Raw genomic sequence first — 12066 nt, 5'->3', positions numbered from 1 at the left:
TACCATTGATATGTCCGTACCTGTTAAATCTCTCGCCATCGTTTATCACAGTCCTTATGGTCACACTGCAAAAGTTGCGCAACACATTGCAACAGGGGCAGAGCAAGTCGGGGTGCGGGTGCTTGCGATGAATATTGAACAGATTGATTGGGAGTTCCTAGACCAAGCAGATGCAATTATTTTCGGTAGCCCGACGTATATGGGGAGTATTACTGCTGCTTTTAAAGGATTTATGGATTCAACCTCGAAGCGTTGGCGCGACCGTTTGTGGCAAGGCAAGTTAGCTGCAGGCTTTACCAATTCGGGTGGGTTGAGTGGCGATAAGTTGTCAGTGCTTCAACAAATCAATTTATTTGCGATGCAACACGGCATGCTGTGGGCTGGTTTGCCTTTGTCTCCAACGGGAAGCTCGGAAATGGATCTGAATCGCTTATCAAGTTGTTTGGGGTTGATGACGCAATCGGACAATGCGCCTATTGAAGTCACACCACCACAAGGGGATTTAAATACTGCGATTTGGTTCGGTGAATATGTGGCGTTATTACTTAACAAACATTTCTAATCTATATGCGCATGTGGGTTAATGTGCTAAAGATCAAAACTTAAAAAGCAAAATCCAAGCAAGTGAAAATAAAAAGGTCCCAAATGATTTGGGACCTTTTTGTTGTTGCAGATAAATTGATAACATTAAGCGGAGGTTCAGAAGACACGCCTGAAGCTGTGCGGATAAGGGCGAGACGCATGATTTTACTTATGAAAAATACGTGCTTTATCACGTTGCCAATCGCGATCTTTTTCAGTCGCGCGTTTGTCATGCAACTGCTTACCTTTAACCAATGCAATTTCAAGCTTAACCAAATGACCTTTCCAGTAACAACTCAAAGGCACACAAGAATAGCCCTTTTGGTTAACGGCACCCATAAGGTTGTCAATTTGGCGTCGTGACAGTAACAATTTACGCGTACGCGTGGCTTCTGGGACGACATGGGTTGAGGCTGAAAGTAAGGGTTGCACTTGAGAGCCAACCAAGAGCGCTTCATTGTTTTTAAAGACAACATAGCTTTCAGTGATGGTCATACGTCCGCCACGCATGGATTTTACTTCCCAGCCCTGTAGTGAAAGACCCGCTTCAATTTTTTCTTCAATAAAGTAATCGTGACGTGCACGTTTGTTCTGTGCAATGGTGCCACCATTATTTTTTTTAACGACGATGTTTTTTGCCATAAGACTATTTTTCCAAGAATGTTCTATTTTGCCTTAATCTGCCCAGAAGGTGAAGTGCTATGAGCGACTCTGTGCTCAAGCAGGTAAGTTTGATTAAGAGGATCTAAGCGGAATAGTTCGCCTTTGACCTCTCATTAACAATGCAACGAAGCATACAAGGCAGAGCTTGCCCTTAAATGCGCGAGTGTGCAGCTTTAGTTGAGTTCAAATAAGTTTTTGGTAGAATGCAGATCTAACTTATTCAGAGTATGCTTAGATGCGTAAAACTCGTGTCATCTATCCAGGAACATTTGATCCAATTACCAATGGTCATATCGATTTAGTTACTCGAGCAGCACGAATGTTCGATGAGGTTGTCGTCGCGATCGCCATTGGACATCATAAAAATCCGATTTTCAGTTTAGAAGAACGTGTTGATCTTGCAAAAAAATCATTGGCGCATCTAGACAATGTTGAATTTGCTGGTTTTGATGGCTTGTTGGTCAATTTTTTCAGAGAGCAAAATGCGACTGCGGTACTACGTGGTTTACGTGCAATCTCTGACTTTGAATATGAGTTTCAACTGGCGAATATGAATCGCCAATTGGATCCTCATTTTGAAGCGGTATTTTTAACACCTTCTGAGCAGTACTCTTTTATTTCATCGACATTGGTGCGTGAAATTGCCCGGTTAAAAGGCGATGTCACGCGATTTGTACCGCCAGTAGTCGTTGAAGCCTTTGAACGTAAACTTCTACAAGGTTGGTAGCGTGTCTTTATTTATAACCGATGAATGTATCAATTGTGATGTCTGTGAACCAGTCTGCCCCAATGAGGCGATATTTATGGGGGAGATCATTTATGAAATTCATCCCCATTTATGTACCGAATGCGTGGGTCATCATGATGAGCCACAATGTCAGTTATTTTGTCCAGTTGATTGTATTCCGCTCGATCCTGATCATGCAGAAAGCCAAGATGAGCTGATGGCGAAGTATAAAAAACTGATTGCTCAAAAAAACACGGGCAATTCTTAGAAAAACTTGCTAAGATGCGCCCCTTGAAGTGAGCCAAACGATCGCCGCTGTGTAAGTCTCCGTGACTGGAGCAGGGGAGGAAAGTCCGGGCTTCAAAGGGCGAGGTGCCAGATAACGTCTGGGCGGCGCAAGCCGACGGCAAGTGCAGCAGAGAGAAGACCGCCTGCTTTGTTTGCTTCTTTCGGGAAGTAAGTAAGGTCGGTAAGGGTGAAAGGGTGCGGTAAGAGCGCACCGCATGTCTGGCAACAGTTCATGGCAAGGTAAACCCCACCTGAAGCAAGACCAAATAGGAATCCTGAGGTACGGCCCGTACTGGATTCGGGTAGGTTGCTGGAGCGTATGAGTGATTGTACGCCTAGAGGAATGATCGTTCACGACAGAACCCGGCTTATCGGCTCACTTCATCTAAATTTTTTGAAATTAGTGCTTGACGTAATTTATATTACAGCAGATAATGCGCGAAGTTTTCGGCTATGTAGCTCAGTTGGTTAGAGCACAGCACTCATAATGCTGGGGTCACAGGTTCAAATCCCGTCATAGCCACCATTTTATAGACCACGCATCCAATGTGTGGTCTTTTTTTATCTTTAAAATAAGAAAAACGGTGAGCGTCATTTTAGTTTGGGTGGCTTTAGGCTACTTATTGTTCTGTCGATATTAAAATTGACCTCCATTGAAATGCCCCATGAATTGATAAAAATAAGCTTTTGTCCCAATTTTCTAGTATCAGCTTTAAAATATTAGTGAATCTGTATGAAATTTAACTTGTTGATAATGAGTTGTTTAAACTGTGAGCGTTCGTGTGAATAATTGCTTGACGCATGCTTCCGAACTTTAGATAATGCGCTCACAGTTTTTCGGCTATGTAGCTCAGTTGGTTAGAGCACAGCACTCATAATGCTGGGGTCACAGGTTCAAATCCCGTCATAGCCACCATTTTTATAGACCATGCATCCAATGCATGGTCTTTTTTTATCTGCATTTTTTATCGAAAAATTATATTTGAATCCTTAAGCCGTTTGACGAATCAATATGGCTGGCATGATGATGCTTGGCAGGATGTGTCGGTGAGTTGAATGATGCATTGGGGCTTTATTGGTTTATTTGGCTTGGTCCAGCATCTGCTGGATATGCGCATCTATTAAGTGCTGTGTCTGTGCGCTGTTATAAAATGGTTCAAGTAGATTTTTAAGCATCTGCTCAAGTAAGCCAATTTGATCTAATACTTTGAGAATAGGTGGAAGGAAGCGTTCAGCCTCGGTATAGAAATCGGTTTTATTTAGCCCTACAGCGAGGATGAGGCTTTGTAAGTCATCTTCGGCAAAATGTTGATAGAACACATCAACAATACGTAGAATCAATGTTTGCATCAGTACTGTTTGACGGAGTTGTTTCCAGCTTTCATAGGCCAAAATAAAGAACTCTTCAAAGTCGATTGCTTCGATATGCATACAGCATTGCTTGATGGTTTTTTCCTGAACGGAAGACCAAATTAATTCACAAAAATCAGCTAACTCATCATTGGGTAGGGTAATCAGTTCGCCCAATTGATTGAGCAATACTTTGGCCAAGCGTTGTTCTAACTTAAGTTCTATATTTTGTTGTTGGTCTTGTAGGAAGCTAATTCCACGCGCTATGCGACTGTGCTGAGAGAGCTGTAATTTACGTAAATAGTCGAGCCACGGGGTGTTCTCGGTCAGGAGGTGATTGGCGAGCTGTAAGCTCAATTGCTGGATATGTGGCGTTTGTAGGAGGTAATCACGGAAATCATCGCGGAGATGGTCGAGTTCGAGTATTTTTTGTAGCCAAAGGGCAAAAGAAGCGTGGGTAAAAAATGCTTTCAGTGGGGTCTGGTTATTTCTTAATTGTTGATAGAGTTCGCGTGAGGCTACCCCAATAAATTCAAGTATTTCAGCGCCAAGATTGAGTTCGAAGCTGTATTTTTTGACCACTTCATGCAGCTGCTCAACTTGAATTACATCTTTGAGTTGGAGTTGCTTGGCATTTTGATAGAGCTGATCAATGGTTTGTTGCAGAATCTGTTGCTGGTGGTTTTTTTCTTGCTCTATATTTAATAATTTTTTTCTATAATAACCAACTTGCTCAAGCAGCAGTGCTTGAGCAAGTTGTGCTGATCCGGTCGGATTAGACACCCGGTATCCAGCCATTGACGATTGGGTAGCGACGTTCACGGCTAAATGCACGAGAAGTAATACGTGGGCCAATTGCACCTTGTCGACGCTTGTATTCACTGCGGTCAACTAAGCCGATAATTCTCTCAACCACTTCAGCTTTAAAACCTTTTGCGATAATGTCAGCCTGACTTTGATCTTCTTCAATATAGGCATACAAAATGGCATCAAGCACATCGTATGGCGGAAGAGAGTCTTGATCTTTTTGATCAGGGCGGAGCTCTGCAGAAGGTGGACGGCTAATTACACGTGGTGGGATGACCGGTTTTTCTTCGATGCTGTTACGGTATTTTGCAAGCTCAAACACAATGCTTTTATAAACATCTTTGAGTACTGCAAAGCCACCCACCATATCGCCATACAGCGTACAGTAGCCAACAGCCAATTCAGACTTATTACCTGTAGAAAGTACCAAATTGCCAAACTTATTCGATAGCCCCATTAATAAGGTACCGCGTGTCCGTGCTTGCAAGTTCTCTTCAGTGGTATCAGCAGGGCTGTTGCCAAAGAATGGATAGAGTGTTTGCATAAAACTATTTACGATCGGGTTGATTTCCGCAATCCCAAAAGTAACGCCTAAACGTTTGGCTTGTTCTGCCGCATCTTCTACACTGATCTGTGCTGTATAGGTATAAGGCATCATGATGGCTTGGACCTTGTCTGCACCAAGCGCATCAACAGCAATCGCGAGAGTTAACGCTGAGTCGATCCCGCCCGACAGACCTAATATCACACCAGGAAAACCTGAACGTTGTACATAGTCACGGGTTGCCATAACCAAGCTTTGATAAATTTCGGCCATGGTATCGAGTGCAGGTTCAGGTTTAACCACTTTATAGGCTAGATTGTTGGCTTCATAGTCAACAAAATAAAGGCCTTCAGTAAAGCTTGGTGCGCGTAAAGCCACTTCGCTATCGCGATTAATTACAAAACTACTGCCATCGAAGATGAGGTCATCTTGTCCACCCACTTGATTGCTATACACGACGTTGATGTTGAATTGTTTGATGAGCGCTTGGATCGCTTCAATACGGTGCTGTGGTTTACCAACTTCATAAGGAGAGGCATTTAAGACCAAAATGCTATCGACATTGAGTTGGGCAAGTTGCTGTACTGTTGCGACTGACCAAAGATCTTCACAAATTAAGACGCCAAATTTATGTTCGAGATATTCAAAAACAAGGTGCTGGTGGCCTTGTTCGAAATATCGTTTCTCATCAAACACACTGTAATTTGGGAGGTTTTGTTTATTGTAGATCCCCAGAATCTGCCCATCTTTCATTACAGCTGCGGAATTGAAGCGTTGTCCTGTTTCATTTTGATTGACAAAACCGAAGACCATGACAATGTCTTTGACTTGGCTTAGTTGTTCAAATGCCTGAGTCATTCGTTTCGACAGGCTTGGGCGTAAGAGCAAGTCTTCAGCAGGATAGCCAATCGTAGAAAGCTCAGGAAAAACAATTAAGTTCGCTTGTTGTTTTTTAGCATCATTTGCAAGCGCAATCATCTTTTGAACATTCGATTCAATATTGCCGATGTAAGGAGAGGATTGAGCAAGGGCAATTTTAAAACTTTTCATTTAAGTAAAATCCTATTCCTTATAGGTTTAGTACACTACGCGTTGATTTATATGTTTGTAATTATTCAACCCTGAGTACTTCACTAAAAAAACTATAGCTAGAGCGCGGAATGCAAAATAACCAGTAAATGGTTATAAAATAAATCTTTTTTCACAATGCGAAAAGGAGAATTATTCTGTATTTTAACTAAAAATCATCTAGAAGCTAGCTTTGAATGACGTTTATTCACATATATCTCCATTTAGCCAAATTCTTCACGAACTTATTTTACCGAACGATAAATTAAGAGCATGATTTATAAAAACTAAACATATGTTTTATAAACTTTTTTTATAAATATATCAATAATTAGTGGTCAGTTTTGTGAAATAAATCACTCTTTATTATTTTATAATGTTTTGAATTTTTTTTAAGAAAATATCTTTGGCAATGTCACCTTGCTGTTCAATGTTGTAACTTGAAAACGGTTTTTTTTGAATAAAATTATAAGCGTATGGATTGTAGCGTTTACAGCTTAAATAATAGGCGGACTGCAGCAGGGCACCTCTAAGTAACACATTAATTTGTTGTTGGTATTGGTAGATATGGGTCATCTCATGGATGAAAATGGCTTGGTTATACAGGCTCTCTTGTGCAAAGTCTGTACAGTAATCTGCGGGTTTTAAGTGAATAGCCCCCATAGGTGCCATGACCATGCCTGTTGGCTGCCAGGGTAAGAAGGGGTGATTCATGATTTTGACTTTGGAGTAGTCGATTAAATTGGCAAAGATCGGTTGGCACAGCGCAATTTCTGCAGGTGTTAATGTACGCCAATGAAAATGTTCAAGCTTTAAGTAAGGAAGCAATATCCAAATAAGTTTTTGCATATGACGCATCTTGGTTTAAGTTAGTTGCATTGAGGATTTAAGCCGATGCTTTTATTGCATGTTCTTAAGTGGGAAAAACAAAGGGCATCAATTTAATGTGTTGTGGTAAGCGTAAATGAGATGAAGGCAAAATAATAAAAAGCAAAAATACTTCATAAAAAACCGCCTCATTTGAGGCGGTTTTCAAGTCATCTTATTGAATAAGATTAACCTTTAATGTCACGTTGTGTTTCGCCAGTATAAAGCTGACGAGGACGACCGATTTTGTACGGTCCGCTATGCATTTCGATCCAGTGGCTGATCCAACCAACAGTACGTGCAAGCGCAAAAATCACAGTGAACATTTCAGTCGGGATACCAATCGCTTTAAGGATGATACCTGAGTAGAAATCTACGTTTGGATAAAGTTTGCGTTCAACGAAGTACGGGTCGTTCAATGCAATTCTTTCAAGTTCCATTGCAAGTTCGAGTTGTGGATCGTTGATGCCTAAAGCAGCAAGCACTTCGTCACACGTTTGTTTCATGACTTTAGCGCGTGGGTCAAAGTTTTTATAAACGCGGTGACCGAAGCCCATCAGCTTCACTTCTTTACGTTTTACTTTTTCCATGAATTCAGCAACGTTATCTACGCTACCGATTTCATCAAGCATTTTCAATACCGCTTCGTTGGCGCCGCCGTGTGCAGGCCCCCAAAGAGCAGAGATACCCGCAGCAATACATGCATAAGGATTAGCGCCAGTAGAACCCGCTAAACGTACAGTTGACGTTGAAGCATTTTGTTCATGGTCAGCATGCAGTGTGAAAATACGGTCCATTGCTTTAGCAAGGACTGGATCAACTTTATAGTCACGGTCTGCAGGTGTTGAAAACAACATATATAAGAAGTTTTCAGCGTAGCTTAAGTCATTACGTGGGTAAACGAATGGCTGACCTACTGTGTACTTGTAGCTCCAAGCTGCAAGGGTAGGAATTTTAGCAATTAAGCGAATCGCTGTAATTTCACGATGATTTACATCTTCAATATCAAGATTGTTGTGATAGAACGCAGAAAGTGCGCCAACTACACCAACCATGATTGCCATTGGATGTGCATCACGACGGAAACCATTATAGAAACGGCTGACTTGGTCATGAACCATAGTGTGTTCACGAACGATTTGTTCGAAATTCGCTTTTTGCTCAGCAGTCGGAAGCTCACCATTTAATAATAAGTAGCAAGTTTCTAAGTAAGACGCTTGGGTTGCAAGCTGATCAATTGGATAGCCACGGTGTAAAAGCACACCTTTGTCGCCATCAATGAAAGTGATCTTAGACTCGCATGATGCTGTAGCCATAAAACCAGGATCAAAAGTGAAGTGACCTGAGGCCAATACATCTTTAACGTCGATTACATCTGGGCCCAATGTGCCGCTGTAGATTGGTAATTCAATTTTTTTGCCATCAAGCTCTAGAACGGCTTTCTTGCCAGTTGCTTCAGACATTCAATAGATCTCCTGTCCCGGTGGAAATATTATCTGATTTAAAATAATGAAATTTTAATGATGAATCAGACGGATCGAAATTTGCTCTTAGCTTAGTGAGTGCAGTAATTTTGTCAATTATACTTAGGGATAAATTTGACAAGATGTGTGCTCTTTTGCCAATGAAAGCAGAGAGAAGCGAGTCGATACCCGAGGTATCGACTCGGTATAATAAGACAAATTATAAAAGAGGTGCAGAAAAATATTATACATCTGCAGTTTCATTTCTTGGTTTTGCGCAGCTGGGTTGAGATTATTGGGTGTCACCGGTGAGAGAGAAAGTTGCTGAACTCTTGATGGTTCGGAACTTAGCTCGCAATATATCACTGATTTTTATTGGCAATGCGATCTTCAAATCCTGAAATATTTTTTTTCACTTTTATTCTAATTTGACTAAAAAAAAGTCATGTTTTATTTGGGTATTGTTTAAATAAAATCCAATGTGATTGCAAATCGGTGTAAGTAAAGCGCGAGAAGGGGGAAACACGTGTTGTTTTAAACGTAATTTTAATTCTTAAAGCGGCGTTAGCCTAATTGACGAATTTTGAGTAGGTTTTGGGGGAGATGTGGTTTTATGTGATAATTGTCGTTATTTTAAAAGGGTATTTAATGGGTGAGTCAATCCATTGTCGTTGTATTTAAGTTTAAATGGAGCGTTTGCCTTTGGTATTTAGTTTTCACATAAAAGTTAAATATAATTCGATTCTTTTCGCGACTTACTTTAGTCTATGTGCGGCATAAAAGATTTGTGATTTTAAATCTTGGTTGTTCGTTGTTTATCTGTGTAAAAACAATAGTATATGTTTGTTTTTACAAAAAAACTTCAAGGGGAATTAGATTGGGGAAAACAGATAGGAATTATAAATGATTCTTATTTGATGGTTTTTTTAGGTAAAACCCAATCGACACGGTTTGTAATTTAGTACTTGACGTTTTATAATTCGACGTCGTTTATAAGTTTAGGCATTTGCTTGCCTAACAATGCCAGCTTTCCTTCGAATTAATTCTAACAAACTCCAGCCGGAGTTTTTACTTACAGGATGCCCGCTGTGAAAAGCAACAGACCTGTCAATTTGTCCATGGGTCAAGTGTTAGCGGTAAACTTACGCTCACCCGTGGCTATTGCATCAATTCTACACCGTCTCTCTGGTGTAATCGTTTTCCTATTGGTACCCGTATTATTATGGATCTTAGATAAGTCTTTATCTTCGCCAGAAGGATTTGATTACATAAAAAATGTGGTTTTCGGAAACATCGTCGTACGTCTCGTCGTATGGGTATTCTTAGCAGGCTTAATTTTCCATTTGGTAAATGGTATTAAGCATTTATTTGCTGATATGGGTGTTGCCGAAGAGCTTCAAAGTGGTCGCATTGCAGCTACGCTTTCATTGATCTTGTCTGCGGTTGGTATCATCGCAGCATTTATATGGATTGTACTCTGATGAAAAGTGCTACTGGTTTAACTGGTTCGGGTTCTCGCGATTGGTATATCCAGCGCGTTAGTGCTGTCATACTCGCTGTTTACACCTTTGTGATATTAGGTTGGATCCTTTTCAATAGCGGATTTGGCTATGAGCAATGGACTGGCTTTATGATGACATTGCCAATGAAAGTACTTTCATTGTTGGCAGTTTTATCTCTTGTCGCACATGCTTGGATTGGTATGTGGCAAGTATTCACAGACTATGTGACGACTCGTCAAATGGGTCCTTCAGCACCTGGCTTACGTCTTGTGTTGACATCGGCAGTGATTATTGCAGTGTTTGCGTATGCCATCTGGGCAATCCAGATTTTCTGGGCAAATTGATAGGATGAGATCATGGGCGCGATAACCCCTAAAGAAGATTATTCAAATATTCAAAACCTCACTTTCGATGCCGTCATCGTGGGTGGTGGTGGTTCAGGTATGCGTGCTTCTTACCAACTTGCTCAAGCGGGTTTGAAAGTTGCTGTCCTGACCAAAGTATTTCCAACACGTTCGCATACCGTTGCTGCTCAAGGTGGTATCGGTGCATCGCTTGGTAATATGCAAGAAGATAACTGGCACTTCCATTTCTATGACACCGTAAAAGGGTCAGATTGGTTAGGTGACCAAGACGCAATTGAGTTTATGTGTCGCGAAGCACCAAAAGTGGTCTATGAATTAGAACACATGGGGATGCCGTTTGACCGTAACGCAGATGGTACGATTTACCAACGTCCATTTGGTGGCCACTCTGCGAACTATGGTGATAAGCCAGTGCCGCGTGCTTGTGCAGCAGCTGACCGTACAGGTCATGCGCTTTTGCATACGCTCTATCAAAGCAACGTAAAAATGGGTACTCAGTTTTATGTTGAGTGGATTGCACTTGATTTGATCCGCAACGAAGCGGGTGAAGTTCTTGGTGTAACTGCAATTGATCAAGAAACCGGTAATATCGCTGTATTCCAAGGTAAAGCAACATTGTTTGCAACGGGTGGTGCAGGTCGTGTTTATCGTGCTTCTACCAATGCTTATATCAATACTGGTGACGGTCTTGGTATGGCAGCACGTGCAGGTATTCCATTGCAAGATATGGAATTCTGGCAGTTCCACCCAACAGGTGTAGCAGGCGCAGGCGTGTTACTTACCGAAGGTTGTCGTGGTGAAGGTGCAATTCTACGTAATAAAGATGGCGAACCGTTCATGGAACGCTATGCACCAACTTTAAAAGACTTGGCGCCACGTGATTTCGTATCACGCTCAATGGACCAAGAAATTAAAGAAGGTCGTGGTTGTGGCCCTAAAAATGATTATATCTTGCTAGATATGACGCATTTGGGTGCTGAAACCATCATGAAACGTTTGCCTTCAGTATTCGAAATTGGTAAGAAATTTGCCAACGTCGATATTACCAAAGAAGCGATTCCTGTTGTGCCTACAATCCATTATCAAATGGGCGGTATTCCAACAAATATGCATGGTCAGGTTGTGTTACCAGAAGAAGGTACCAAGAACTATACCAAACCAGTTAAAGGTTTTTATGCAATCGGTGAATGTTCATGTGTCTCTGTACATGGCGCAAACCGTTTAGGAACCAACTCGTTACTTGACTTGGTTGTGTTTGGTAAAGCAGCGGGTGAGCATATCATTGACTATGTGACTAAACATCACGGTGATGAGTATCAACCGCTTCCAACCAACGTCTTGGAGCAAACTTTAGCGCGTGTTCGTCATTTAGATGAAACCACTGAAGGTGAAAATGCACAAGAAGTTGCTGATGCAATTCGTGACATCGTACAAGACCATGCAGGTGTATTCCGTACACAAGCATTACTTGACGAAGGCGTGAAGCAAATTTTAGCGATTGAGCCGCGTGTTCGTAACATTCATTTAAAAGATAAATCTAAAGTATTTAACACTGCGCGTGTTGAAGCATTAGAAATTGAAAACTTATATGAAGTTGCTAAAGCGACCTTGATTTCTGCAGCTGCTCGTAAAGAGTGCCGTGGCGCGCATACTGTTGTTGACTATGAGTTACCAGCAGATCACCCGACCTATTCATATGGTCGTCGTGATGATGAGTGGATGAAACATACTTTGTGGTATTCATCAGACAACCGTCTTGAATACAAGCCAGTACGTTTTAAACCGTTAACGGTTGAACCAATTCCACCAGCACCACGTACATTCTAATCAGGAGAAATAA

11 protein-coding genes, 2 tRNA genes and 1 other RNA gene are annotated in these 12066 nt (G+C 41.4%); 9 read left to right on the top strand and 5 right to left on the bottom strand.

All coding sequences use genetic code 11. The annotated features are described in order from the left end of the window. The first annotated feature begins 10 nt into the window (after nucleotides 1-10). Nucleotides 11-562 carry a flavodoxin family protein gene (locus FD716_RS13125; RefSeq protein ID WP_139852752.1) on the top strand — a complete coding sequence of 184 codons (552 nt, stop codon included), beginning with the start codon at nucleotides 11-13 and terminating at the stop codon, nucleotides 560-562. 185 nt (nucleotides 563-747) lie between these two features. Here FD716_RS13125 and smpB read toward each other — a convergent pair whose 3' ends face one another. After that, a complete protein-coding gene (gene smpB / locus FD716_RS13120) occupies nucleotides 748-1224 on the bottom strand; it encodes an SsrA-binding protein SmpB (RefSeq protein ID WP_139852751.1) in 477 nt (158 codons plus the stop codon). Between the two features lie 256 nt (nucleotides 1225-1480). On the opposite strand from smpB, the gene coaD reads away from it, so the two are divergent. From coaD to FD716_RS13095, 5 genes are all read left to right on the top strand, one after another. Continuing rightward, entirely contained in the window at nucleotides 1481-1972 is a 492-nt protein-coding gene (gene coaD / locus FD716_RS13115) for a pantetheine-phosphate adenylyltransferase (RefSeq protein WP_139852750.1), read from the top strand. A 1-nt stretch (nucleotide 1973) separates the two neighbouring features. Continuing rightward, nucleotides 1974-2240 carry a YfhL family 4Fe-4S dicluster ferredoxin gene (locus tag FD716_RS13110; RefSeq protein ID WP_139852749.1) on the top strand — a complete coding sequence of 89 codons (267 nt, stop codon included), beginning with the start codon at nucleotides 1974-1976 and terminating at the stop codon, nucleotides 2238-2240. Nucleotides 2241-2265: 25 nt separating this feature from the next. Continuing rightward, nucleotides 2266-2647: RNase P RNA component class A (gene rnpB / locus FD716_RS13105), an RNA gene on the top strand. A gap of 62 nt (nucleotides 2648-2709) precedes the next feature. Next, nucleotides 2710-2786 (top strand) — tRNA-Met (locus tag FD716_RS13100). A gap of 313 nt (nucleotides 2787-3099) precedes the next feature. Continuing rightward, nucleotides 3100-3176: transfer RNA gene (locus FD716_RS13095), tRNA-Met, on the top strand. Between the two features lie 164 nt (nucleotides 3177-3340). Here the strand turns inward: FD716_RS13095 and FD716_RS13090 are convergent. The 4 genes from FD716_RS13090 to gltA all read right to left on the bottom strand — a co-directional run bounded on the left by FD716_RS13090 (nucleotide 3341) and on the right by gltA (nucleotide 8359). Next, on the bottom strand, nucleotides 3341-4393 hold the full coding sequence (locus FD716_RS13090) for a hypothetical protein (RefSeq protein WP_228714950.1): 1053 nt from the start codon (nucleotides 4391-4393) through the stop codon (nucleotides 3341-3343). Then, on the bottom strand, nucleotides 4386-6011 hold the full coding sequence (locus FD716_RS13085) for an NAD+ synthase (protein WP_139852748.1): 1626 nt from the start codon (nucleotides 6009-6011) through the stop codon (nucleotides 4386-4388). Before FD716_RS13085 ends, FD716_RS13090 begins: the two co-directional genes overlap by 8 nt. 384 nt (nucleotides 6012-6395) lie before the next feature. Beyond that, nucleotides 6396-6878: a hypothetical protein gene (locus tag FD716_RS13080; RefSeq protein ID WP_139852747.1), complete on the bottom strand. Its 483-nt coding sequence runs from the start codon at nucleotides 6876-6878 to the stop codon at nucleotides 6396-6398. A 206-nt stretch (nucleotides 6879-7084) separates the two neighbouring features. Continuing rightward, a complete protein-coding gene (gltA, locus tag FD716_RS13075; protein ID WP_139852746.1) occupies nucleotides 7085-8359 on the bottom strand; it encodes a citrate synthase in 1275 nt (424 codons plus the stop codon). A 1079-nt stretch (nucleotides 8360-9438) separates the two neighbouring features. Between gltA and sdhC the strand changes: the two genes are divergently transcribed. From sdhC to sdhA, 3 genes are read left to right on the top strand one after another with little or no spacing between them, the layout of a single operon-like run. Next, nucleotides 9439-9840, top strand: coding sequence for a succinate dehydrogenase, cytochrome b556 subunit (gene sdhC / locus FD716_RS13070; RefSeq protein WP_139852745.1), 402 nt, complete (start codon nucleotides 9439-9441; stop codon nucleotides 9838-9840). Next, on the top strand, nucleotides 9840-10205 hold the full coding sequence (gene sdhD, locus FD716_RS13065) for a succinate dehydrogenase, hydrophobic membrane anchor protein (protein ID WP_139852744.1): 366 nt from the start codon (nucleotides 9840-9842) through the stop codon (nucleotides 10203-10205). The genes sdhC and sdhD overlap by 1 nt, the downstream gene beginning before the upstream one ends. Nucleotides 10206-10217: 12 nt before the next feature. Beyond that, entirely contained in the window at nucleotides 10218-12053 is a 1836-nt protein-coding gene (sdhA, locus tag FD716_RS13060; protein ID WP_139852743.1) for a succinate dehydrogenase flavoprotein subunit, read from the top strand. Nucleotides 12054-12066: the final 13 nt, after the last annotated feature.

The organism is Acinetobacter pullicarnis, assembly GCF_006352475.1.
Lineage (GTDB): Bacteria > Pseudomonadota > Gammaproteobacteria > Pseudomonadales > Moraxellaceae > Acinetobacter > Acinetobacter pullicarnis.
The sequence above is the reverse complement of the archived record's forward strand: the minus strand, read 5'-3'. Positions and strand labels throughout refer to the sequence as shown.